Source organism: Streptomyces sp. BL1 (genome assembly GCF_057628045.1).
This window is the reverse complement of record NZ_JBXYWZ010000002.1, coordinates 7,290,732-7,314,258: the sequence shown is the minus strand read 5'-3', so window position 1 is coordinate 7,314,258 and position 23,527 is coordinate 7,290,732. Positions and strand designations below refer to the sequence as shown.

The 23,527-nt window shown below is 72.0% G+C and carries 17 protein-coding genes; 9 read left to right on the top strand and 8 right to left on the bottom strand.

What is annotated here, in order from left to right; genetic code table 11:
* Positions 1-95 precede the first annotated feature (95 nt).
* On the top strand, positions 96-1,028 hold the full coding sequence (locus AC3AGO_RS32135; protein WP_487823790.1) for a helix-turn-helix transcriptional regulator: 933 nt from the start codon (positions 96-98) through the stop codon (positions 1,026-1,028).
* Between the two features lie 93 nt (positions 1,029-1,121).
* On the opposite strand, the gene AC3AGO_RS32130 is transcribed toward AC3AGO_RS32135, so the two are convergent.
* The 3 genes from AC3AGO_RS32130 to AC3AGO_RS32120 all read right to left on the bottom strand — a co-directional run bounded on the left by AC3AGO_RS32130 (position 1,122) and on the right by AC3AGO_RS32120 (position 5,105).
* Complete coding sequence (locus AC3AGO_RS32130) at positions 1,122-2,990, bottom strand: glycoside hydrolase family 35 protein (RefSeq protein ID WP_487823789.1); 1,869 nt, start codon at positions 2,988-2,990, stop codon at positions 1,122-1,124.
* A gap of 130 nt (positions 2,991-3,120) precedes the next feature.
* Positions 3,121-4,188, bottom strand: a complete 1,068-nt coding sequence (locus AC3AGO_RS32125) for a peptidoglycan recognition protein family protein (RefSeq protein WP_487823788.1) — start codon at positions 4,186-4,188, stop codon at positions 3,121-3,123.
* A gap of 437 nt (positions 4,189-4,625) precedes the next feature.
* A complete protein-coding gene (locus tag AC3AGO_RS32120; protein ID WP_487823787.1) occupies positions 4,626-5,105 on the bottom strand; it encodes a DIP1984 family protein in 480 nt (159 codons plus the stop codon).
* Positions 5,106-5,828: 723 nt separating this feature from the next.
* On the opposite strand from AC3AGO_RS32120, the gene AC3AGO_RS32115 reads away from it, so the two are divergent.
* A complete protein-coding gene (locus AC3AGO_RS32115) occupies positions 5,829-8,159 on the top strand; it encodes a molybdopterin-dependent oxidoreductase (protein ID WP_487823786.1) in 2,331 nt (776 codons plus the stop codon).
* Positions 8,160-8,205: 46 nt separating this feature from the next.
* On the opposite strand, the gene AC3AGO_RS32110 is transcribed toward AC3AGO_RS32115, so the two are convergent.
* Together AC3AGO_RS32110 and AC3AGO_RS32105 are read right to left on the bottom strand one after the other, a co-directional pair.
* The gene (locus AC3AGO_RS32110; RefSeq protein ID WP_487823785.1) at positions 8,206-8,634 is read right to left on the bottom strand and encodes a pyridoxamine 5'-phosphate oxidase family protein; all 429 of its coding nucleotides are present in this window, start codon (positions 8,632-8,634) and stop codon (positions 8,206-8,208) included.
* A gap of 46 nt (positions 8,635-8,680) precedes the next feature.
* On the bottom strand, positions 8,681-9,517 hold the full coding sequence (locus AC3AGO_RS32105; protein WP_487824891.1) for an NAD(P)H-binding protein: 837 nt from the start codon (positions 9,515-9,517) through the stop codon (positions 8,681-8,683).
* Between the two features lie 94 nt (positions 9,518-9,611).
* On the opposite strand from AC3AGO_RS32105, the gene AC3AGO_RS32100 reads away from it, so the two are divergent.
* The gene (locus tag AC3AGO_RS32100; RefSeq protein ID WP_487823784.1) at positions 9,612-10,610 is read left to right on the top strand and encodes an AraC family transcriptional regulator; all 999 of its coding nucleotides are present in this window, start codon (positions 9,612-9,614) and stop codon (positions 10,608-10,610) included.
* Here AC3AGO_RS32100 and AC3AGO_RS32095 read toward each other — a convergent pair.
* Both AC3AGO_RS32095 and AC3AGO_RS32090 read right to left on the bottom strand, forming a co-directional pair.
* Positions 10,588-11,961 (bottom strand): pyridoxal phosphate-dependent decarboxylase family protein, encoded by a 1,374-nt coding sequence (locus AC3AGO_RS32095; protein ID WP_487823783.1) that lies wholly within the window; start codon positions 11,959-11,961, stop codon positions 10,588-10,590. The genes AC3AGO_RS32100 and AC3AGO_RS32095 overlap by 23 nt on opposite strands.
* A gap of 135 nt (positions 11,962-12,096) precedes the next feature.
* On the bottom strand, positions 12,097-12,924 hold the full coding sequence (locus AC3AGO_RS32090) for a FadR/GntR family transcriptional regulator (RefSeq protein WP_487823782.1): 828 nt from the start codon (positions 12,922-12,924) through the stop codon (positions 12,097-12,099).
* 191 nt (positions 12,925-13,115) lie between these two features.
* Between AC3AGO_RS32090 and AC3AGO_RS32085 the strand changes: the two genes are divergently transcribed.
* From AC3AGO_RS32085 to AC3AGO_RS32065, 5 genes are all read left to right on the top strand, one after another.
* On the top strand, positions 13,116-14,525 hold the full coding sequence (locus AC3AGO_RS32085; protein WP_487823781.1) for an MFS transporter: 1,410 nt from the start codon (positions 13,116-13,118) through the stop codon (positions 14,523-14,525).
* Entirely contained in the window at positions 14,522-16,162 is a 1,641-nt protein-coding gene (locus AC3AGO_RS32080) for an amidohydrolase (protein WP_487823780.1), read from the top strand. The genes AC3AGO_RS32085 and AC3AGO_RS32080 overlap by 4 nt, the downstream gene beginning before the upstream one ends.
* Positions 16,163-16,239: 77 nt before the next feature.
* Complete coding sequence (locus tag AC3AGO_RS32075; protein ID WP_487823779.1) at positions 16,240-16,575, top strand: YciI family protein; 336 nt, start codon at positions 16,240-16,242, stop codon at positions 16,573-16,575.
* On the top strand, positions 16,572-17,843 hold the full coding sequence (locus AC3AGO_RS32070; RefSeq protein ID WP_487823778.1) for an RNA polymerase sigma factor: 1,272 nt from the start codon (positions 16,572-16,574) through the stop codon (positions 17,841-17,843). The genes AC3AGO_RS32075 and AC3AGO_RS32070 overlap by 4 nt, the downstream gene beginning before the upstream one ends.
* Positions 17,844-18,010: 167 nt before the next feature.
* Positions 18,011-18,745 (top strand): DUF899 family protein, encoded by a 735-nt coding sequence (locus tag AC3AGO_RS32065; RefSeq protein ID WP_487823777.1) that lies wholly within the window; start codon positions 18,011-18,013, stop codon positions 18,743-18,745.
* Between the two features lie 18 nt (positions 18,746-18,763).
* Here the strand turns inward: AC3AGO_RS32065 and AC3AGO_RS32060 are convergent, their stop codons facing one another.
* Positions 18,764-20,245, bottom strand: coding sequence for an NCS1 family nucleobase:cation symporter-1 (locus AC3AGO_RS32060; protein ID WP_487823776.1), 1,482 nt, complete (start codon positions 20,243-20,245; stop codon positions 18,764-18,766).
* Between the two features lie 196 nt (positions 20,246-20,441).
* Between AC3AGO_RS32060 and AC3AGO_RS32055 the strand changes: the two genes are divergently transcribed.
* The gene (locus tag AC3AGO_RS32055; protein ID WP_487823775.1) at positions 20,442-23,219 is read left to right on the top strand and encodes a SpoIIE family protein phosphatase; all 2,778 of its coding nucleotides are present in this window, start codon (positions 20,442-20,444) and stop codon (positions 23,217-23,219) included.
* Positions 23,220-23,527 lie beyond the last annotated feature (308 nt).

Genomic DNA, 23,527 nt, shown 5'->3' with positions numbered 1-23,527 from the left:
ACGAAACCCCCCTCGTGGCGCGCGGAGAAGGTCGAGGTTATGGGGGGTACAAGCTCAACCTCCCTCCCCGGCCGTGCGTGACTACCGTGGAAGGCATGGACCACAGCGCCGACAACCGCGACGACATCCGGGACTTCCTCGCCAGCCGGCGCGCCAAGATCACCCCGGAGCAGGTGGGGCTGCCCACCAGTGGCCGGCGACGGGTTCCGGGGCTGCGGCGCGAGGAGGTCGCGGTGCTCGCCGGTGTGAGCACCGAGTGGTACACGCGGCTGGAGAAGGGCCACATCAGCGGCGTCTCGGAGGACGTCCTCGAGGCGGTGACCCAGGCGCTGCGGCTGGACGAGGACGAGCGCACCTACCTGTTCGACCTGGCCAGGGCCGCCCGGCCGGCCCGGCGCGCCCCGCAGCGCCGCAAGGACGTCGAGATCCCGCCGTCCGTCCAGTGGATGCTCGACTCCATGACGATGTCCACCGCCTTCGTACGCAGCGGCCGCGGGGACATCGTCGCCTCCAACGCGCTGTGCCGTGCCCTGTTCGCGCCGATGTTCGCCAGCGACACCACGGACGAGCGTGGCCGCCCCAACTTCCCCCGCTACTTCTTCCTCGACCCGGGCTCACAGCACTTCTTCGTCGACTGGAAGAACGGCGCGCAGGCCACCGTCGCACTGCTGCGCGCCGAAGCCGGGCGCGAGCCCCAGGACCGGGCGCTGCGCGAGCTCATCGGCGAACTGTCCACGCTCAGCCCCGAGTTCCGCACCATGTGGGCCGCGCACGACGTACGCATCCGCCACGACGGCATCAAGCGCCTCCAGCACCCCGAGGTCGGCCGCCTGGAACTGACCTACCGCGCCCTGGACCTGCCCGTGTCCGACCGCGCGGTGCACGAGTTGACCCTCTACACCGCCGAACCGGGCACCACCTCCGAGGACCGCCTCAAACTCCTCGCCAGCTGGACGGCCCCCCAACCCGAGGCATCCCAGTCCGAGGCACCCCGGCCCGAGGCACCCCGGCCCACCCGTCAGAGCTGAACGTCCTCCGACTCCGGCCCCCCGCTCCCGGGCCGGGGACGGAGCAGGGCTGCGACCTGCGAGGAGGCGCGCCTCTGCCGTACGGCGGACGCGTCAGCCCAGGTCCGGTGCCGCGCGCAACTCGACGCGGTCGCCGGGCCGTTCCATCTCCAGCAGCACGATCTCGTTGCGTCCGCGGCGCCACAGCGGGGCCGGGGCGTAGAGGGTGACCTGTGGGCCCAGCGACCAGTAGCGGCCGAGCGCGAAGCCGTTGAGCCAGACCATGCCCTTGTCCCAGCCGGGGAAGGCGAGGAAGCCGTCGGCGACCTGATCCACCGTCAAGGTGGCCCGGTGAAAGGCGGGTCCGCTGCTTGCCGGCGCTTCGGTGTCCTTGCGGAAGCGGACGGCGGACAGGTCGTCGAGGGGCAGGGAGCGGATGTCCCACTGGCGCAGTTCCTCGTCGCCGAGGAGGACCTTGCCGGTGATGCCCTTCGGATCGTTGAGCCCGGGCCCGAAGTTGACCCGTCCCGTGGGGTCGACCAGCAGGTCGAGGGTGGCGGGGCCGGAGCCGGCGGTGACGTCCACGGTGCCGTGCGGCTGGTTGCGGTCGAGAGTGCCGGTCTGCTTGCCGTCCTGGAAGACCAGTGCCCGGTCGCCGAGCCCGGTGACCTTCAGTTTCGCGGTGTCACGCGGCCCGGGCAGGCGGGTGCGGTAGTGGATGAGCCCCCAGGCCTGTCCCAGCGCTTCCATGTGCACGGGCCCGTCGGTGCGGCGGTGCACCGGGCCGCTCAGCTGGTCGAGGCAGTCCGCCAGCGGGACCGAACCGGCCGTGCGGGCCGTCTGCGCGGGCATCCGGGGCGGCGTGGGCGGAAGCGGACCGTCCGGCAGCGGGGCGTACTTGCCGATCACTTCGCGGATCGCGTGGAACTTCTCGGTGAGTTCACCGGACTCGCCGATCGGGGCGTCGTAGTCGTAGCTGGTGACGGTCGGCTGATAGTGCTCGCCGTCCATGTTGGCGCCCGCGTACCAGCCGAAGTTGCTGCCGCCGACGGCCATGTAGAAGTTGATCGAGGCGCCTGCCTTGAGCATCTTCTCCACGTTGCCGGCCGTCTCGGCCGGGTCGGTGGTGTGGTGCTGCTCGCCCCAGTGGTCGAACCAGCCGTTCCAGTATTCGGTGCAGAACAGCGGGTCGTGCGGGCGGAACTCGCGGAACTCGGCGAACGGTCCGGTGGGATCGCCGTCGAAGTTGACGGTGGCCAGCAGGTCAGGGAGAGTGCCCGCCTCCAGCATCTCCCTGGTCGGCCCGTTGGAACAGAACAGCAGGCTGTCGATGTTCCGCGCGCGCATGCTGTCCTTCAGATGCTCCAGATGCGCGTGATCGTCGTCGTAGCTGCCGTACTCGTTCTCCACCTGCATCGCGATGACCGGCCCGCCGCGGGTGGCCTGCAGGTCCACGAGGCGCGGCAGCAGAGTGCCGAACCACTCGTCCACGGCGCGCTCGTACACCGCGTCGGAGCGGCGCAGCGGCTGGTCCTTGTCGTCCTTCAGCAGCCAGGCGGGCAGTCCGCCGAAGTCCCACTCGGCGCAGATGTACGGGCCGGGCCGCACGATGGCCTTGAGCCCCGCCTCCTCGGCGGTGCGGACGAAGCGGACGAGGTCCCGCCAGCCGGTGAAGTCGGTTGTTCCCCGGCGCGGTTCGTGGACGTTCCAGGCCACGTACGTCTCGACGGTGTTGAGGCCGAGCGCCCGCATCCGTATCAGCCGGTCGCGCCAGTCGCGCGGGTGCGTGCGGTAGTAGTGGAAAGCGCCGGAGAGGATCCGGAACGGCTTCCCGTCCAGCAGGAACTCCCCGTCGCGCACGGTCAGTCCGGACGGCTCGTCCGCCTGGGCCAGCACCGCACGGCTGTCACCCAGCACTCCGCTCACCGCGGCGGCGCCCACAGTGGCCGCGCCGAGGAAGCCCCGTCGGCTGAACTGCGTCATGCTCACTCTCCTCGCTCGGAATGCGACGACCGGACACAGCACGCTGCCGGGCGGCGGGCGCCCGACGGCCCAACGCCCGGCGGCCCGGCCCCACCCGGCGGAAACCGGCAAGGCACCGGCAAGGCGCCCGCTAGGCGAGCAGCCGCTGCCAGTCGCGGTGGCCCAGCGTGCCGTCGAGGGTGCGGGTGCCCGAACGGTGCAGTGTCTCCACGGCTTTGGCGACCTCGCCGTGCCCGCGCGGCCGCATCGCGGGCGTGATCAGCGGCCAGATGTCGGAGCCCAGGTAGCCGGTCTCGTCGGCCTGCCGGTGGTACGCGGCGGAGCAGCTGTGCCGCTTGATGCCGTGCCGGTCGGCGAGGGTGGCCACGGCCCTCCGCGTTTCGGCGCCGAAGACGCCGTCCACGGGGAGCGAGTCGAACCCGGCGGCACGCAGCAGGTGTTGGGCCGCGCGCACCTGTGGGCCGGCGTCGCCGGGACGCAGCAGCGGCCAGGCGAGGGATTCCCGGGAGGACGGGGCCCCGCGGGCACCGCTCACGGCGTCACGCAGCTCCTGGAGCCGGCCGTAAAGGGCGTCGCCGGGGCACGCCGTGGAGTTGAAGTCGCGGTGGCCCTTGATGTTCTCGGCGGGTGTGCCGTATTGGCCGGCGATCCAGCCGACAAGGTCGACGAGGGAGTCCCACTGCGCCCGGGGGACGCTGGCGCTCCGGTAGTCGCCCTCGTTCTCGATGCCGATGACCTCGCTGTTGTGGCCGCCGACGTTCGCGCCCTGCACATGCCGGTTGCCGCTGCGGACGGCGCCCAGGCTCTGGTGCCGCCCTTCGAGGACGAAGCCGCCGCGCGAGTTGGTGAACTGCTGGCCGGTGTCGCTCCAGCCGTTGGTGTCCATGTGGAAGTTCTGGATCTGGCGGCAGATCGCCTTCGCGTGCTCCAGCGAGTAGTTCTCACTGTTGCCCGGCTCGTAGGTGTGGTGCACCACGATGTACGTGGGCACGCGGTCCAGCACCACGATCGGGGAGGAGGGCGCGCGTGCGGCCCACTCGGCGGTGGTGAGGATGCGGGGCTCGGCCCGGGCGGCGCGCTTCCCGGCGGGGGAAGCGTGGGCCTCGGCGACGGTCCCGAGACCGAACGCGCCCGCCGCGGAGAGCGACAGGCCGCCTCTCAGCAGGGCGCGTCGTCTGAATTCGGAGTGCGCAGCCATGTCGGTCTCCTTCGGCACGGTGGGGGTGAGGACTTGCGCTGGAGCTCGTCGACGTGCCAGTAAAAGCAAACCTGCATGTACGCGACAACACTTTTCACGCATGACAACAGGAAGGTTCCGCATACTGGTGGAACATACCTGTGCAAATCACCCTCAACCGAACATCCGGCTCGGCGTGGTCGGACGAGGAGAGCCCCGTACCCGCCCTCACCGCACCGGATCTGCACATGGTGATGTGCCGTGCGTTGTGCACCGTCACCTGTGCGCCGTGCGGAGCTGCACCGTTGGCGGGAGAATCGAACCCCCTGCGCTGCTCTCCGCGCGCCAGGAGTGGACCGGATATACCGCCGGCCCGCGGCGTGTGCACGCCTCCTGTGCGGCTACCTGCTCCTCGTCCGCGTCCCTCGCGCCGTACGCGTCACTCGGCGCCGTACGCGTCACTCGCTCAGCTCGGCCTCCCAGTTCGCCCGCTGGATACGGGTGTCCAGCAGCCGCAGCTCCTGGGCGAGTTCATCGGCCTGGGCCCGCAGTGTGCTGACGGGGAGGGCGGCGAGCATGGGCAGTTCGGAGCGCATCTGGCGGTATCCCCGCTGTCCGGCGCCGGCCGCCGCGTCCGCGGCGGCGCCGACCAGGCTGTGCCGCAGGCGCAGTACGTCGCGCCGGGCGAGGGCCGCGGTCAGGGTCTGCGGTACGGTCTCGTCGCCCGGCAGGGTCACCGTCGCGTTCGTCCGGTTGATGCGCGCGATCAGCGCCTCCAGGCGTGCCAGGTCCGCGTCGGCCTGTTCCAGCAGCTCGGCGGCGTTCTCCGCCGGCTCCTCGCCCTCCTGGTAGCGCGCGTTGCCCACGACGCGGCTCCGCAACTGCTCGACGCGCCGGGCCAGTTCGGCGCGCTCGGCCAGTGCCTCGGCAAGCTTCACTGTCCCACCCCCATGATCTCGCTCGTACCGACTGCCGCAGTATGCACGTCCGGACGGCCCCGCCGCCTGCCTTTTTCCGGTGCCCCGTTCACCTCCCCCGCACCTGAAACCGACCGCGCACCCCGAGCGGCCACGTACCCGCCCGCCGCCGGCGCGCCCAACTGCCCGGCACCCCGCCCCGGGGGCTCACCCCTCACCGAGCAGCCCCGCACCCCCGGCGCACCGGGCCACCCCGACGCCCCCCCACATCGGCGCACCGGCACCGGCAAACCGGCGCCCATCACACCGCACAAGGGCCGCACCGCTCGCCGAGCGGCCACGCCCCCGCCGGCGCGCCCAACTGCCCGCCACCCCGCCCCGGGGACTCACCCCTCACCGAACGGTCACGCGCCCCGTCGGCGCGCCGACCGCCCCGCGCGGGCGCACCCGCCCGAGGGGCACCCCGCCCAGGGGGTTCACGCCGCACCGAGCGCCCCGCACCCCCGGCGCACCCGGCCACCCCGACGTACCCCCACACCGGCGCACCGGCGACGCCAAGCTTCCCCGCCCCCCGCCCCCCACCCCTCGCGGCCGGCCGCCCGCCAGGGCGTAATCGTGGGGGAGATCACTGGTGCGCTGGTCAGGGGTGGGTAGCCGAAGGGTGTACGGGGCGTCCTCCTTCCCGTGGGGCGTCCGTGACGTCACGGCTGACACGAGCGGGAGCGATACGAAGGGCTCATCGGTGTGAGCAAGCGAGCGACGAATTCGGTCCAGACCGCTGCCCATTGGGGCGTCTACCGGGTGGAAACGGACGCGGAAACGCACGAGGTCGTCTCCACCACGGGCGTGCCGTTCGACCCCGACCCGTCCCCGATCCAGCACAGTCTCCCCGAGGTCGTACGCGACGGATTGCGCATCGACCAGCCGTACGTACGTGAGGGCTATCTGCGCTCGGGAAGGGACAGCCGGCGCGACCGGGGCTCCGAGGCCTTTGTTCCGGTCAGCTGGGACAAGGCCCTCGATCTGGTCTGTGAAGCGCTCGTCTCGGCCAAGGAGACGCATGGGAACACCTCGCTCTACGGGGGTTCCTACGGCTGGGCGAGCGCCGGCCGCATGCACCACGCGCCCAGTGTGCTGAAGCGGTTCCTTTCGCTGTTCGGGGGCTACGTCGACAAGTCCGGGAATCACAGTTACGGGGCGGCGCTCGGTGTCATGCCCCACATTCTGGGCCGGGACGACATCGACCGTCTGGTCGTGCGCTGGAGTGAAGTCGTCGCCCACACACGGCTGATGGTGATGTTCGGCGGGGCCGCGCTGAAGAACGCGCAGATCGACCCCGGCGGGGCGGTCAATCACGACAGCGCGGGCTGGTTCGCCGCAGCACGTGCGGCGGGCATCGAGGTGGTCAACATCAGCCCGAGCCGGGAGGACATGCCGGACGCGTCGGGCCCGGAGTGGATTCCCCTGCGGCCGGGCACCGACACCGCCATGATGCTCGGCCTCGCCCACACCCTCATCAGTACGGGACATCACGACACCGCGTTCCTGAATCGCTGTACGGCGGGCTATCCCGAACTGGAGGCGTACATTCTCGGCGCGGAGGACGGGGTCCCCAAGGACGCCGCCTGGGCCGCGGACATCACAGGTGTCGAGGAATCAGTCATCACCGGACTGGCTCACCGGATGGCCGCCACCCGCACGCTGGTCAATACGAGTTGGTCGGTACAGCGGTCCCAGCACGGGGAACAGCCCGTCTGGATGACCGTCGCGCTCGCCGCAATCCTCGGGCAAGTCGGCCTGCCCGGCGGAGGGTTCAGTTTCGGATTCGGCGCCGTGAGCGGAATCTCCCTCAACAGGGCACCCGGTATCCCCCGCCCCAAGATGCATCTGGGCACGAATCCGGTGGATCTGCGGGTCCCGGTGGGCCGGGTCTCCGACATGCTGCTCAATCCCGGTGGCAGGCTCGAACACCACGGCACCGAGATCGAGTTGCCGCACACCGAAGTCGTCTACTCGGCCGGCGGCAATCCGTTCCACCACAATCTCCATCTGAACCGCTTCCTCGAAGCCTGGAAGCAGCCCGGTACGGTCATCGTCCACGAGCAGTGGTGGAATCCGCCGGCCAAGTTCGCCGACATCGTGCTGCCCTCCACCACGGCCCTGGAGCGCAACGACATCGCCGCCGCGGAGAACAGCACGTACTGGATCGCCATGCACCGGGCGGTGCCCCCGTACGCGCAGGCGCGCTCCGATTTCGACATCTTCAGCGACCTGGCCGACCGCCTCGGATTCGGCCCCGAATACCACCACCACCGCAGCGAGATGGAATGGCTGCGGCACATGTACGACGAGGCGTCCGTGACGGCTCGCGAACGCGGCTACGACCCGCCGCCGTTCGACGACTTCTGGAGCAGGGACTCGTACGAATTCCCCGTTCCCGAGGTCGAACCCACCGTCCTCGCCGACTTCCGCGCCGATCCCGAAGGGGCGCCCCTCAACACCCCTTCCGGGCGTATCGAGTTGGCCAGCGAGACGATCCGCTCGTACGGCTACGAGGACTGCCCGGCGCACCCCGCGTGGCTGGAGCCCGCCGAGTGGCTCGGTGGCGGACTCGCCGGCCGGTATCCGTTGCATCTGCTGACGAACCAGCCCAGGAACAAGCTGCACAGCCAGCTCGACCACTCCTCCCACAGCCGCGCGGAGAAGGTCGCGGGACGCTCACCTTTCGCCATGCACCCGTCCGACGCGGCGGCGCGAGGGCTCGAAGAGGGCGATGTGGTGCGGGTGTTCAACGACCGCGGGGCCTTCCTCGCCGGTGTCCGCCTGACCGACAGCCTCCGGCCGGGTGTCGTCCAGGTCCCCACCGGGGCCTGGTACGACCCGGAGGCGCCCGGAACCTCCGGCAGCCTCGACAAGCACGGCAATCCGAACGTCGTCACCCGGGACGCCGGCACGTCCCGCCTCACCCAGTGCTCCAGTGCCCAGACCTGCCTCGTCGAGGCCGAGAAGGTGGCCGATCCGCCCGCCGTCACCGCCTTCGACCTCCCCCGGATCGTTCCGCCCGAGCAGCCCTGAGCACGCCGGTCACGCCGGTGCCGCCGGCAGGCGGTCGCGGCGCAGTTCAGTACGCGAAGCGGCGTACGGACTCCGGGTGGAGGACGACGCGGAGCTGGTCGGCGGCCTGTATCGCGGCGAGGTCGGCGATCCGCGCCGGGTCGCCGAGGTCCCAGTAGCGGGCGGCGAGGCGGGAACAGAGGTCGTGCACCCCGCCGGCCTCCACCGTGACACGTCCGGTGACGGACACCCAGCGCTCGCGCTCGCCAACCGGTGCGGCCACGACGAGCGAGGCGCGGGGGTCGCGGCTCAGGCGGCGCACCTTCAACGAGTCCGGTTCCGTGAAGAGTTGGACCGTCCCCTCAGCGGTGGCCTCGAACCACACGGGCCGGGGCTGTGGCGGCTGCGTGCCCCCGGCCACGGAGAGGAATCCGTGCAGGGGGCGTCCGAGGAATTCGAGGTCCTCGGCGGTCAACAGGCTGGTGGCGGTGCTCATGTGGTCCCTTTCGGAAGAGGTCGGAAGAGGGAGGACGAGAGCGGGTTCAGCGCCGCCAGGCTCCGGCGGCCGCGGCCCGTACGGCGTAGTCCTCGAAGGTGCGGGGCTCGCGCCCCAGTACGGTGGCGACGCCGTCCGTCGTTCCGGCGATGGCGCCGCTCTCCATCAGCTCGAACATCGCGGCGAGGTGGCGCGCGTCGTCCTCGCCCCAGCCCTCCTCGACGAGCCCGGCGATGTACTCGGCGGGGGAGATCTCCTTGTACGCGAGGGGCCGCCCGGACGCCCGGGAGATCAGCTCGACGGCCTCGGCGAAGGTCAGCGCGCGCGGCCCGGTCAGCTCGTACGTACGCCCGGCGTGCCGGCCGGGCTCGGCCAGCACCGCCGCCGCGGCGTCGGCGACGTCCTCCAGGTCGATGAACGGTTCGGGAACCGCTCCCGCCGGGAGCGCCAACTCGCCCGCGGCCAGCGGGGCGTGGAAGAGGTCCTCGTCGAAGTTCTGGTCGAAGTTGGACGGCCGCAGAACGGTCCACTCCAGTGCCGAGTCGCGCACGGCGTCCTCGGCCGAGCGCATGTCCCACCCGAACGCGGAGTCGCCCCAGGTGTCGGCGCCGTGCCCGGAGAGCAGGACCAGACGCCGTACGCCGGCGGCCTCGGCCCGCGCCACGAATTCGTGCACAGGGCCTGGCACGGCCGGGGGTACGACGTAGGCGGCGGTGATGCCCCGCAGGACCGCGTCCCAGCCGTCGGGGTCGGTCCAGTCGAAGCGGGCCGGGCTGGTCCGGGAGGCGGCGCGTACCTGCGTACCGCGCAGCCGCAGCCGGGCGGCGACCCGCCGGCCGGTCTTGCCTGTGGCGCCGAGGACGAGGGTCGTGTCGTTGTTCATGTCGTTACGCATGGCAGCGATTCAACGGTGTCCGCTCAGACGATTCCATGGGTGAGAGGCCGGATCACCTTTGTCATCGTCTAACCTCGGTGGAGTGGACGCTTTCGGTGACCTCTTCCGCGGGATGCGGGCCCAGGGCTCGCTGTTCGGCAGTTCGACCCTGTCCCCGCCCTGGGCGCTGCGCTTCGTGGACGGCGCGCCGCTGACGCTGTGCACCGTCCTCGGCGGCGAGGGCTGGATCGTGCCGGAGGACCGTCCGCCCGAACAGCTCCGCGCGGGCGAGACGGTCATCGTGCGGGGGCCCGCGCCGTTCACGTTCGTCGACGAGGTCGGCACGCGGGCCGAACCGGTCGCGTGCGGCGAGCACTGCGCGACGCCCGAGCAGGGCGGGACCCGGCACCGGCTCGGCTGGAACGACCGCTGCGGGGACGCCGGTGACGGCGCCACGACCCTGATCGTCGGCGCCTATCCCGTGCGCGGCGAGATCAGCCGCAGGCTGCTGGACGCGCTGCCCGTCGTGCTGCGCGTGGGCGCCGGGGGCACAGGTGACGCCGTGCTGGAGCACCTCGCCGCCGAGGCCGCCGTCGACGCGCCGGGCCAACAGGTCGTGCTCGACCGGCTGTTGGACTGGATGCTGGTCTGCACGCTGCGCGACTGGTTCGACCGGCCCGGCGGTGAGCCGCCGGCCTGGTACGCCGCCCAGCGGGACCCGGTGGCCGGCGACGCGCTGCGCCTGCTGCACGCGGAACCGGCGGCGCCCTGGACGGTCGCCTCGCTGGCCGGCCGGACCGGCGTGTCGCGGTCGACGCTGGCCAAGCGGTTCACCGATCTGGTCGGCGAACCGCCGCTGACCTACCTCGCCCGCTGGCGCATGACGCTCGCGGCCGACCTGCTGGCCGAGCGTGAGGCGGCTACGGTCGCCGAAGTCGCCCACGCGGTCGGGTATTCCGACGCGTTCGCGTTCAGCGCGGCGTTCAAGCGGATCCGGGGCGTCAGCCCGAGCGAGTTCCGGCGCACAGGTGCGGTCGCCCCCGAGCGGCCGGCCCGCCCGCCTCTCGACGCACCGCAGCTCACGCAGCCGTCAGCGAGGTGAGGATGGTGCGGACGGTGTCCTCCGTGAGGCCGGGGTGCAGGAAGGCCAGCCGCAGCACCGTCTCGCCCTCCCACACGGTGGGGGTGATGAACGCGGTCTGCTCGGCGAGCAGTTGCTTGCACCAGGCGTCGTAGTCGGCGGGCTGCCATCCCTCGCGGCGCAGCAGTACGACCGACAGTTCCGGCTCGCGCAGCACCTCCACTCCCCCGGTGTTCCGCGCCAACTCGGCCGTACGCAGGGCGAGTTGGTGGCCGCGGCGTACGGCGTCGCGGTAGGCGTCGGTGCCGTTTACGGCGAGGGAGAACCACAGGGGCAGCCCGCGCGGGCGGCGGGTGAGGTGGTACGCGTAGTCGCTCGGGTTCCATTCGGTCCCGCCCTCTTCTCCCTCGTCGCCGTGGATGACGTCGAGGTAGGAGGCGTCCTGGGTGTGGACGGCCCGGGCGAGCTGGGGCTGCCGGTAGAGCAGGGCGCCGCAGTCGAAGGGCGCGAACATCCACTTGTGCGGGTCCATGACGAGGGAGTCGGCGTGCTCGATGCCGGCCATCTTCTCCCGCAGTTCGGGTACGAACAGCGCGCCGCCGCCGTACGCCGCGTCCACGTGGAACCACAGGTCGCGGGCGCGGGCCTGTTCGGCGGCGCCCGCGAGGTCGTCGATGAGTCCCGCGTTGGTGGTGCCGGCGGTGGCGACGACGGCCACGACCGGTGCGCCGCCGTCGCCTTCGGCCGCGTCCAGGGTGGCGCGCAGGCCCTCGCCGGTCATGCGGTGGTCGTCGGTGGGCACGACGAGCGCGTCGATACCGAGGATGTGGAGAGTGTTGCCCACGGAGGAGTGCACCTGGTCGCTCACCGCGATGCGGACCGGTGCGTGGCCGGTGAGGCCGAGGCGGCGGCGTCCGGTGTCGCGGGCGACGACGAGCGCGGAGAGGTTGCCGGCCGAGCCGCCGCTGACGAAGCAGCCGCCTGCCGATTCCGGCATTCCGGCCAGCCGGCCGAGGAGCCGGAGCACCTGGTTCTCGGCGGCGATCGCTCCGGACGCCTCCAGCCAGGAGACGCCGTGCAGCGAGGAGGCGGCGAGCACCATGTCGAAGAGCGCGGCGGCCTTGGTGGGTGCGCCGGGTATGAAGGCGAGGAAGGCCGGGTGGTCGCAGGAGAGGACGGTGGGCTCCAACTCGCCCGTGTACGTGCGCAGTACGTCGCCCGCCGGGCGGGGGCCCGGGCCGATGGCGTCCTTGAGGGCGAGGCTCAGCTCCTCCTGGTCGCCGAGCCTGCCGAGCGGGGGTTCCGGGAGGCTCAGCCGGTGCCGCAGATGGTCCATGATCTGCTCGGTGAGGCTCTCGTCGTAGCTGTGCACGGGGGGCTCCTGCGGGGGTGCGGTCGGGAGGAGGGCTCTTTGATTGGATCTCGATGGACCCAATCAGCGAGGCTACGAGCGCCACCCGCTCCGGTCAACAGCCGCCGCCCCGCCCCTCCCGCCGCGAGGCCCGGTTCACGTCTGCCGGGCGAAGTGGTCGAGCAGGCGGAGGAACTGGCAGTAGGAGTCGCCGAGATGAGCCCGCATGGCCGCCTCGGCGCGCTCCCCGTCCCCCGCGAGCACGGCGTGCGCGATGGCCTCGTGCTCCTCGCGGAACACCTGGCCCAGGTCGCCGCCCTCGCCGTACACGACCTTCCAGTCGGAGCGCAGCCACAGCGCGTTGCCGCCGATGAACATCTCCGCGCGGGCCCTGGCCACCGCCTCGCGCACCACCTCGTTGCCGCCGGCCGCCGCCACGGCGAGGTGGAAGCGGCTGTCCACACGGTGGTAGGTCTCCAGATCCCCGACCGGCTCCTCCACCAGCCGCACGAGCTCCCGCCGGTCGCCCGTGGCGCCCCGCTCGGCGGCGAGCCGCGCGGCCAGGGGTTCGACGGCCTGCCGGTACTCCATGTAGTCCCGCAGCGTGGCGCGGAACTCCGCGTCCACGGCGGCCCGTTCGGCTGACGCCCGCCGCGCTCCCCCGCCCGTACCCGGGGCGGACTCGGCGACCCGGGTGCCGCCGGACCGCCCCAGGGTCGTCACCACCAGCCCCTCCTCCGCGAGCTGCCGCAGCGCCTTGCGCACGGTGTTGCGGCCCGCGCCGAAGGCTCCGGCCAGCTCCCGCTCGGTGGGCAGCCGCTCCCCCGCCTCCAGGCCGCCGAGCGCGATCCGTTTGCGCAGCGCCTCGGCGACGACGGCGTGCGACGGAGGGCGGGTGAAGGGCGTGGCCTCCTCCCGCTCCCCGGGTGCTTCCCGTCCGCCGTGCCGGTCCTGCCCGGACGCCTTGCTGGCCCCGCGTGGCACCGCGTCACTCTCCTTCATCGCCCGGAAGCCTCCATCTCGCGGAAGCACTCCATGAATTGGTTCCTCCGGATCCTATTGACACCCCCCGGGGAGGGCCATAACGTCACCCGGCATTAAAGGGTCCAGTCGGATCCATTCCAGTGTCCCCCGCCACGCTGCCCGCCCGCCACTCCGACAAGGAGCCCGGACCGATGAGCCCAGCCGCAGCCGGCCCCGCCGACCGTGCCGCCCCGACCGGCCCCACCACAGCACAGCCGAAACGCTCCAACCCCTGGAAGGTGGCCGGTGCCTCGCTGATCGGCACCAGCGTGGAGTGGTACGACTTCGGCATCTACGCCACGGCCTCCGCGCTCGTCTTCCCCGAACTCTTCTTCCCCGGGACCGACCGCGCCGTGGGCGTACTGCTCTCCTTCGCCACCCTGTTCGTCGGCGCGCTCGGACGCCCGCTCGGCGCGGTCCTCTTCGGGCACATCGGCGACCGGTACGGCCGCAAGAAGGCCCTGATCTGGTCCATGCTGCTGATGGGCGTCGCCACCGTCGCCATCGGACTGCTCCCCGGCTACGCCTCGCTCGGCGTCCTCGCCCCCGCGCTGCTGGTGACGATCCGCGTGATCCAGTCCCTCGCCGTCGGCGGCGAGTGGGGTGGCGCCGTCCTGTTCGCGGTCGAGCACGCCCCGCCCCGCCGCCGCGCGTTCTTCGGCTCCTTCCCCCAACTCGGCGACGGTATCGGCTACTTCCTCTCCACCGGCGTCTTCGCCCTGGTCGGCCTCCTGGGCCGGGACGCGCTCCAGGACTGGGCCTGGCGCGTCCCCTTCCTGCTGTCCGCCGTGCTCATCCTCGTCGGCCTGATCATCCGCACCACCATCGACGAGTCCCCGGAGTTCGAGGCCGCGCGGCGGGCCGAGGAGCGGGAGGCCAAGGAATCGGCCCCCGTCGTCGAGGTGATACGCGGCGCGTGGCGCACCTGGCTGCTGGCCACCGGCGCCTTCCTGATCACGGTGGGCGGCTACTACGTCGTCGTCACGTTCATGTCCCAGTACGCCGTCGACGCGCTCGGCTTCTCCGCCTCGGAGGCCGCGGGCGCGGGCACCGCCGCCTCCGTCGTCATCATCGTGTGCACACCGCTGGCCGCGATGGCCGCCGACCGGTACGGGCTGCGCCGCGTGACCCTCCTCGGCATGCTGCTCCATCTGGCCGTGGCCTTCCCGATGTTCTGGCTCGCCGGGACCGGCTCGCTGCCCGCGCTGTGGGCGGCCATGTGTCTGCCCATGCTGGCGAGCACCATCGCGTACGCCTCGATCGGCACCCTGATCTCCGGCTGGTTCGCGCCGCGCGTGCGCTACACGGGGCTGTCCCTCAGCTTCCAGCTCGCCGGAATGCTGGGCAGCGCGGCACCCTCGGCGGCGAGCTGGCTCTACTCGGCCTCCGGCGACTCCTGGGTGCCGGTGGCCCTCGCCTTCGCCGCCACCGCGGGCGTCAGCTCCGGCTGCCTCCTGCTGCACAAGAGGCTCACGCCCGCCGCCGAAGTCCCCGGGCCGCGTACGGAATCCCCCGGCCCCGTGGACAAGCACCGCACACCGCAGAGCAAGGAACCCTCATGAGCACCGCCCCCGACCTGATCCTCACCAACGCCCGCGTGCACACCGTCGATCCGGCGCTGCCGGAGGCCGAGGCCGTCGCGGTGCGCGGCGGCCGGATCACGGCGGTGGGCACCGCCGCCGAGGTGACCGCACTCGCCGGACCCGGTACCGAGGTCCGGGACCTCGCCGGACGGCTGCTGCTGCCGGGCTTCGTCGACGCGCACAACCACGTACGGCTCGGCTCCGACACCGACAGCGCCCAACTCGCGGGCGCCGGCACCCTCCAGGAGGTGCACCGGCGCATCGCGGAATGGGCCGCGGCCCACCCGGACGCGCCGTGGATCGAGGGGGAGGCCTTCGACTACGGCGCCATCCCCGGCGGCCGCATGCCCACCGCCGCCGACCTGGACCCGGTGACAGGCGACCGCCCCGCCATGATCTTCACGTACGACGTGCACAGCGTCTGGCTCAACACGGCCGCGCTGCGCCGCCTGGGCATCACCCGGGAGACCCGTCAACTGCCCTTCGGCGTCGTGGAGAAGGACCCGGCCACCGGCGAACCGACCGGCTTCCTCACCGGTTTCGCCGTCCTCGGCCTGGCCCGGGACGGACAGCGGGCCCTCGCGGAATTCCTGCCGTGGGCCGGTACGGAGCGCCGCTACAAGCGGCTGACCGCCTCCCTCGACATGGCCGCAGCGCACGGCCTGACCACGGTCGTCGAGCCGCAGAACTCCCTCGACGACCTGCACCTGTTCACCCGGGCCCGGCGCGAGGGCCGGCTGCGCTCCCGCCTGGTGGCCGCGCTCTTCCACCCGCGCGGTACGACACCGGCCGAGCTGGACGAATTCGCCGCGGCGGCCAAGGAGTTCGACGACGACCGGCTGCGGGTCGGGCCGCTCAAGCTCTACATCGACGACGTGGTCGAGCCGCACACCGCCGCGCTCTTCGAGCCGTACGCCAACGAGCCCGGCAACCGCGGCAGCACCTTCTATCCGCCCGAGGAGTTCGCCCGCGTCCTCACCGAACTGGACCGGCGCGGCTTCCAGACCTTCACCCACGCCACCGGCGACCGCGGCATCCACACCGCGCTCGACGCGCACGCCGCGGCCCGTACGGCCAACGGCCCCCGGGAAGCCCGCCACCAGATCGTGCACGTGGAGTGCCTGCACCCGGACGACGTACACCGCTTCGCCGAACTCGGCGTGGTGGCCTGCATGCAGCCCCGGCACGGCGCCCCGGACGTGGCGGGCCCCGGCAAGGACTGGGCCGAGGGCATCGGAGCGCAACGCTGGGCGCACGCCTGGGCGTTCCGCTCGCTGCGCGACGCCGGCGCCCGGCTGGCCTTCTCCTCCGACTGGAACGTCGCCGAGATGGACCCCCTCGCCCACCTCTACACCGCCGTCACCCGCCGCTCCCCCGACGGCGGCGAGCCCTGGATACCGGAGCAGGCCATCACGCTGCCGGAGGCCATCGAGGCCTACACGCTGGGCAGTGCGTACGCCAACTTCTGTGAGCACGACCGGGGTTCGGTCACGGTGGGCAAGTACGCCGACCTGGTGGCCCTCTCCCACGACGTCCTCGCCCTGGGCCCCGAATCCCTCAAGGAGGCCACCGTGGACCTGACCCTGGTCGGAGGCGAGGCCGTCCACACGCGCTGACGACGCGACGCCGGGCCGACTCACCGGGAAAGCTCCGGCGCCCCCGGAGAGGGCTCCGGTCGGGCAGAATCCAGCGCATGAAGTACGTGTTGCTGATCTGCGACGACGAGTCGGTGTCGCCGTCGAACGAGGAGCTCGCGGCGGATCCCGTGCACCAGGCGTGGGCGGCCGACCTGGAACGGCGGGGCTGCGAGATCCTCGGCGCCCGGCTGCGTCCGGTGGTGGACGCGACGACCGTACGGGTCCGTGACGGTGAAACGCTCGTCTCGGACGGGCCGTTCGCCGAGACCAAGGACTTCGTCGGCGGCTTCGTCGTCGTCGAGTGCGCGGACCTGGACGAGGCGATCGGGATCGCCGCCGGGCATCCGTACGCACGCTGGGGCGGGGTCGAGGTCCGCCCGGTCTGGGAATGACAGCGCCCGGCCACCGGGTCCGGACGGCGGTCGAGGCGGCCTACCGGGACGAGTGGGGGCAGGTCGTCGCCACCCTGATCGGGCTGACCGGGGACTGGGACCTGGCCGAGGACTGCGCGCAGGAGGCGTTCGCCGCCGCGTTGCGGAGCTGGCCGCGCGACGGCGTACCGCGCCGGCCGGGCGCCTGGCTCACCACCACGGCCCGCAACCGCGCCGTCGACCAGCTGCGCCGCGACGCCGCGGGGACGGCCAAGCTGCGTCAACTCGCCGCCCTCGCACGCGAGCCGGAGGAATCACAGCCGCAGGAGACAGGGGCGGAGGACGTGCCGGACGAGCGGCTGCGGCTGATCTTCACGTGCTGTCATCCGGCGCTGCCGTTCCCGGCGCGGGTCGCGCTCACCCTGCGGACGCTGGCCGGCCTGAGCACCGCGGAGATCGCCCGGGCCTTCCTGACGGCCGAGCCCACGATGGCGCAGCGCCTGGTCCGCGCCAAGCGCAAGATCCAGGAGGCGGGCATCCCGTACCGGGTCCCGCCCGCGGGGCTCCTCCCCCAGCGGCTCCCCGCCGTCCTCGCGGTGCTCTACCTGATCTTCAACGAGGGCTACGACGAGACAGAGGGCGAGACCGGGGGCGAGAGCGGCGACGAGGGCGGCACGCGCCGGGACCTGACGCCCGAGGCCATCCGGCTGGCACGGGTCCTGGCCCGGCTGATGCCGGACGAGCCCGAGCCGCGCGGCCTGCTCGCGCTGATGCTGCTGCACGAGGCCCGGCGCGCGACCCGTACGGACGACGGCGTGCTGGTCACGCTGGAGGACCAGGACCGGTCCCGCTGGGACGGGGCGCTGATCGCCGAGGGTGTGGCGACGCTCGACGGGGCGCTGGCGATACGGCGGGCCGGGCCGTACCAGGTGCAGGCCGCCATCGCCGCCTGCCACGCCACCGCGCCGGACGCGGCGGGCACGGACTGGCCGCAGATCGCCGCGCTGTACGCCGAGTTGGGCCGGCTGGCGCCGTCGCCGGTGGTGGACCTCAACCGTGCCGTGGCGGTCGCGATGGCGGACGGGATTCCGGCCGGTCTGGCGCTGGTCGACGAGCTGACGGCGTCCGGCCGCCTCGACGGATACCACCTGCTGCCCGCGACCCGCGCCGACCTGCTCCGCCGGGCCGGCCGTACCGCCGAGGCCGAAGCGGCGTACGAGGAGGCCCTGAAGCTGGCCCCGACCGAGCCCGAGCGCCGCTACCTGACCCGGCGCCTCGGGGAGCTCTGACGGCAGCTCCGACTCCGGCTCCCAACGGCAGCTCTGGGGCAGTCCCGGGGCGCCGGAAATTTCTCCGCCGACGGTGTCGATCCGGGGCGGCGCCCTTCGTCGGTGGAGTGAAAGACCCCACCGGGGACGGAACAGCCCACCGGGGACCGGAACGAAGGAGAAACCCCATGACCACCGACCAGAACGCACCCGAGGTCGTCGACCGGGCCACCTGGCAGGCCGAGCTGGACGCGCTGCGGGTCCGCGAGAAGGCACACACCCACGAAGGCGACGCGATCGCCGCGGCGCGGCGGCGGCTGCCCATGGTGGAGGTGGACGCGGCCACCACGCTGACCGGTCCCAAGGGCCCGGTCACGCTGCTGGAGACGTTCGAGGGCCGCAGCCAGCTGCTCGCCTACTACTTCATGTGGCACACCGGCCGGCCCGCCGCCGAGCAGTGCCCGGGCTGCACGTTCTTCACCTCGCAGGTCCGCGAACTGTCCCCGCTGCACTCCCGCGACGTCACCTACGCCACGTTCTGCCAGGGCCCGTACGAAGAGAGCGTCCGCTACCGGGACTTCATGGGCTGGGACATGCCCTGGTACTCGGCCCGGGAGTCCCTGGACACGCTGATGGCGGGGCGGGGCCCGTTCATGCTGGCCGCCTATCTGCGGCAGGGCGACCGGGTGTTCGAGACGTACTGGACGACCGGCCGCGGGGTCGAGGCCATGGCCAACGGCTCCGCGCTGCTGGACAGGACGGTCCACGGACGCCAGGAGGGCTGGGAGGACTCCCCTCTCGGATGGCCGCAGAGGTGGACGGGAGACGACCAGCCGATGAGCACCGACGGCCTCCCTCTCGCGCAGTGGGCGCGCCGCGGCGCAAGCTGCTGCTCCGACACCCCCGGCACGGCCGGGAACTGACGCACCGGCACACCGAACTCACTCCGCGGCGACCGCGATCGTCTCGCCGTCGACGTCGTGGCAGGGGCGGCTGCGGTCGGCGATCACCGCGTACAGCACCGCACCTGCCAGGGCGCCGATGAACCAGGAGAACCCGGCCACGGCGTGGAACGCGGGCACCAGGGCGAGCACGACGGCGAGCGCGGCGGAGGGGATGAACGCGCCGACGGCGCGCGGGTTGTAGCCGCGGCGGTAGTGGTATTCGCCCTGCGGGTCCTCGGTGTAGAGGTCCGGGACGTTCACCCGGGACTTCCGCAGCAGCCAGTAGTCCGCCATGATCACGCCGAACAGCGGCCCGAGCAGGGCGCCGAGTCCGCCGAGGAAGTAGTTGACGACGACCGGGCTGTTGTAGAGGTTCCAGGGCAGGATCACCAGGCCGATGACGGCGCTCACCACACCGGCGCGGCGGAAGTTGAGCCGGCGCGGGAAGAGGTTGACGAGCGCGTAGATCGGCGCGACGAAGTTGGCCAGCAGGTTCACCGCGATGGTCAGCACGACGAGCGCGAGCGACGCGAGGACGAGCAGGAACATGTTCGGGATGGTCCGGACGATGTCCTCGGGGCTGGTGACCACGTGCCCGTTGAGCTTGAACTGTGCCCCGCTGAGGACCACGACGATGCCCGCGAAGAAGAGCATGTTCACCGGAATGCCGACGACGTTGCCCCGGATGATGGAGCCGCGGCTCTTGGCCGCCCGGGTGAAGTCGCAGAAGTTCAGGACGAACGTCCCGTAGATCACCACCCACAGTGCCGCGCCCTGGAGGATCTGCAGCCACATCGCGCCGCCGGTGAGCGGGGCGTCGGTGGACAGCGAGATGGAGCCGTCGGCGCGGACGAACATCCACACCGCCAGCGCGCACATGGTGATCAGGGTGGTGGGCGCCGCGACGGCCATGTACCGGCGGATCATCTGCATGCCGTAGCTGACGATGACCACCTGGAGCGCCCACAGCGCCAGGAACGTGAGCCAGCCGAGCGCCGAGAGACCCAGCGCGGAGTGCGAGTCCAGCCCCTTCAGCCCGGGTGCCATCGCCAGGACCAGGGATTTCAGCACCGAGGCGGCCAGATAGGTCTGGATGCCGAACCAGGCGATGGCCACGGCCCCGCGGACGAGCGCCGGGATTTTCGCTCCCTTGATGCCGAACGCGATGCGGCTCATCACGGGGAACGGGACGCCCGTCTTGTGGCCCATGTAGCCCGACAGCGTCAGCAGCAGGAAGAGCAGGACGGACGCGAGGACGAAGGCCAGCAGGATGCCCCACACGCTCAGCCCGAGCGCGAAGAGCCCGAGGGCGAACGCGTAGTTGCCGAGGCTGTGCACATCGTTGGCCCACAGCGTGAAGACGTTGTACGCGCCCCAGCGGCGCCCGGCCTTCTTGGTCGGCGCGAGGTCGTAGGTGTACAGAGCGGAACTGGAGGGGTCGGTGCTTTCCGCGGCGGAACGGCCGTCGATGGCAGTCATGAACTGCCTCTTTTCACTGTGCGGGATCCGTGTTCCTGGAATGGGAAAATGACGTTAAAGGGGCCCTGGGGGCGGGTCAAGGGACGGGGTCGTGCGACCCTCGCCACATGAACATGCCCGGCCGGCGGTGACGTCCCGAGGGACCGGACCCGCCGCGTGAGCTGGGATCGACGGGCGACAGCGAGGCGTCAGGACCATGAGCACCGATAATGAGGGGATGCCCGATCAGCACGGCCGCGGCCCCGTCGCCAAGGTGCGATCGCGCCTTTCCGGACGCGGGTCCAGCATCGCCGGACGCGTCCTCGCGCTGCTGATGCTCATCGTCGTGCTGCTCGTCGTCACGGGCCTGTCGGCCCTCGTGGTGCAGGCCCGGCAGCAGAGCGAGGACAAGGCCGAGGCACAGGCACTGGGTGTCGCCCAGTCGTTCGCCAACGCGCCGGGCACCGTACGTGCGATGACGTCCTCCGACCCGACCGCGACGCTCCAGCCCAGGACAGAACGGGTCCGGAAGCTCTCCGGCGTCGGCATCATCACCACCTATGACACCCGGGGCATCCGCTGGAGCAGCAGCCCCCGCCCCGACCTGATCGGCGAGCACGTCATCGGCCCGTACAAGAAGGCCGCCCGGGGCACACCCTTCGTCCAGAACTTCACCGGCAACCTCGGCCGCCAGGTGAACGCCGTCGTGCCCGTCTTCGGCCCGCGGCACGAGGTCGTCGGGATAGTGTCCGTCGGCATCACCGTCGAGAAGGTCAACGCCGTGGTGGCCTCCCAGCTGCCGGTGCTGCTCGGGTCCGGCGCCGTGGCGCTCGTCCTGGCAGCGGGCGGTGCGGCGCTGATCGGGGCACGGCTGCGGCGGGACACTCACGGCCTGGGTCCGGCGGCCATGTCCCGGATGTACGAACACCATGACGCGGTGCTGCACGCGGTCCGCGAGGGCGTGCTGGTCGTCGGGGCCGACGGGCACCTGCCCCTGGTGAACGACGAGGCACGCCGGCTCCTCGGCGTGCCCCTGGGCGCGGAGTACCACCGGCTCGCCGAGCTGGAACTGCCCGCCGACATCTCCGAGTTGCTGACGTCCGGCCGCCTCGCCACCGACGAACTGCACCTGGTGGGCGGCAGACTGCTCACCGTGAACGTCCGCCCCACGGCGCCGTACGGCGGGCCCGCCGGCACGGTGGCGACGCTGCGCGACACGACCGAGCTGCGCAGGCTCTCCGGCCGGGCCGAGGGCGCGCGGGAGCGGCTGATGCTGCTCTACGACGCGGGCCTCAACATCGGCACCAGCCTCGATGTACAGCGCACCGCCGAGGAACTGGCGGAGGCCACGGTGCCCCGCTTCGCCGACCTCGTCACCATCGATCTGGCCGAACCCCTGCTCCGTGCCGACGAGCCGGAGGCGGGGTCTCTCCTGCTCAGCAGGGCGGCCGTACGCGGAGCCGCGGAGGACGGCCCGGGCACGCGGCTCGGCGAGCGCGTCACCTACCCCCAAGGCTCCCCGCAGGCACAGGCGTTGGAGACGGCCGAAGCGGTCCTCGAAGCCGATCTGCGGCAGGCGCCGGAGCGGGCGGCACCGGGCTCCGACACGTACGGGGAGCTGCTGGTCCCGGAGGAGTCCTCGGAAGCGCACTCGCTTCTCGTCATCCCGCTGCGGGCGCGCGGCACCGTGATCGGGCTGGCCGGCTTCTGGCGTGTGCACCGGTCCGACGCGTTCGAGCCGGACGATGTGCGGCTGAGCGAGGAACTGGCCGGCCATGCGGCCGTGTGCGTCGACAACGCGCACCGGTACGCCCGCGAGCACGCCACCGCCGTCACGCTGCAACGCAGCCTGCTCCCGCGCGGGTTGCCCCAGCAGAACGCCTTGGACGTCGCCCACCGCTATCTGCCGTCCCGCTCCGGCGTCGGCGGCGACTGGTTCGACGTACTCCCCCTGTCCGGAGCCCGCGTGGCCCTGGTCATGGGCGACATCGTGGGGCACGGCCTGCACGCCGCCGCCACGATGGGCCGGCTGCGCACGGCAGTGCACAACTTCTCCTCCCTGGACCTCTCCCCCGACGAACTCCTCGAACATCTCGACGAGTTGGTGACGCGACTCGACCAGGACGAGGACGGCGTCGACGACGGCAACCCGGTGGCCGGAGCGACCTGCCTGTACGCGGTGTACGACCCGGTGACCGGCAAGGCCACCGTGGCGAGCGCCGGTCACCCCGGGCCCGCCATGGTCCACCCCGACGGCACCGTCCTCCTGCCCGACGTGCCCACCTCCCCGCCCCTGGGAACGGGCGGGCACCCCTTCGAGACGACAGAGCTCCGACTGCCCGAAGGGACACGGCTGGTGCTGTACACCGACGGCCTGCTGGAGGACCGGCACCGTGCTCCCGGAGCGGGTACGGAACTGCTGCGGACCGCCCTGGCCGAGGCGTCCGCCCAGGACCCGGAGGACATGTGCCGGGAGGTGTTCGAGTCCGTACGGCCCGCACAGCCCGAGGACGACGTCGCCCTGCTCGTCGCCCACTCCCGCCTGCTCGGCCCCGACGAGGTCGCGGAGTGGGACCTCCCCCAGGACCCGGCAGCCGTCGCCCGCATCCGCGGGGCCTGCCGCGAGCAGCTGGAGACGTGGGGCCTGGAGGACTTCGCGTTCACGACGGAACTCATCGTCAGCGAGCTGGCCACCAACGCGATCCGCTACGGCGCCGAACCGGTGCGCGTACGGCTGCTCCGTGACCGGCAGTTGATCTGCGAGGTGTCCGACGGCAGCAGCACCTCGCCCCATTTGCGGCGGGCCGCCGCGACGGACGAGGGCGGACGCGGCCTGTTCCTCATCGCGCAGTACGCGCAGCGGTGGGGCACGCGGTACACGGCGCGGGGCAAGGTGATCTGGGCCGAACAGTCCCTCCAGGACGGCCAGTCCGAACCCGCGGTCGAGATGTCGGGCGACGACCTGCTGGACCAGTGGGACGACGCGGCGTGGTGAAGCGCGGGCACTGAACGCCGTTCCGGCCGGAGAAATCGGCGGTGAATTCGGCGTGCGCAGGCGGGCCGTGAAAATTTCCGGCGCGGAATTCCGGTACGGCACCCGAGCAGCGCGCCGAGGCATTCACACGACCCCGCAAACCCGGTGTGCCGCGACTCGGGGGCGCTCGGGACGCCTCGCCCCGGGCGAAGGTACGCGCAGGTCACGCCCCGTACCATGAGCAGATGTCACACCCGGGGCGGCCCGGATTCCTACAGATGCTCAAACCGTGCCGCGAGTTTCCCGGACTGTTCTTCGATTCGCCCGCA

Excerpts from the sequence above, each read along its gene's own strand:
- AC3AGO_RS32080 (WP_487823780.1), top strand. The coding sequence starts at position 14,522 with ATGAGCACCGCCCCCGACCTGATCCTCACCAACGCCCGCGTGCACACC.
- AC3AGO_RS32070 (WP_487823778.1), top strand. The coding sequence starts at position 16,572 with ATGACAGCGCCCGGCCACCGGGTCCGGACGGCGGTCGAGGCGGCCTAC.
- AC3AGO_RS32075 (WP_487823779.1), top strand. The coding sequence starts at position 16,240 with ATGAAGTACGTGTTGCTGATCTGCGACGACGAGTCGGTGTCGCCGTCG.
- AC3AGO_RS32085 (WP_487823781.1), top strand. The coding sequence starts at position 13,116 with ATGAGCCCAGCCGCAGCCGGCCCCGCCGACCGTGCCGCCCCGACCGGC.
- AC3AGO_RS32135 (WP_487823790.1), top strand. The coding sequence starts at position 96 with ATGGACCACAGCGCCGACAACCGCGACGACATCCGGGACTTCCTCGCC.
- AC3AGO_RS32065 (WP_487823777.1), top strand. The coding sequence starts at position 18,011 with ATGACCACCGACCAGAACGCACCCGAGGTCGTCGACCGGGCCACCTGG.
- AC3AGO_RS32110 (WP_487823785.1), bottom strand. The coding sequence starts at position 8,634 with ATGAGCACCGCCACCAGCCTGTTGACCGCCGAGGACCTCGAATTCCTC.
- AC3AGO_RS32055 (WP_487823775.1), top strand. The coding sequence starts at position 20,442 with ATGAGCACCGATAATGAGGGGATGCCCGATCAGCACGGCCGCGGCCCC.
- AC3AGO_RS32060 (WP_487823776.1), bottom strand. The coding sequence starts at position 20,245 with ATGACTGCCATCGACGGCCGTTCCGCCGCGGAAAGCACCGACCCCTCC.
- AC3AGO_RS32125 (WP_487823788.1), bottom strand. The coding sequence starts at position 4,188 with ATGGCTGCGCACTCCGAATTCAGACGACGCGCCCTGCTGAGAGGCGGC.
- AC3AGO_RS32105 (WP_487824891.1), bottom strand. The coding sequence starts at position 9,517 with ATGAACAACGACACGACCCTCGTCCTCGGCGCCACAGGCAAGACCGGC.
- AC3AGO_RS32130 (WP_487823789.1), bottom strand. The coding sequence starts at position 2,990 with ATGACGCAGTTCAGCCGACGGGGCTTCCTCGGCGCGGCCACTGTGGGC.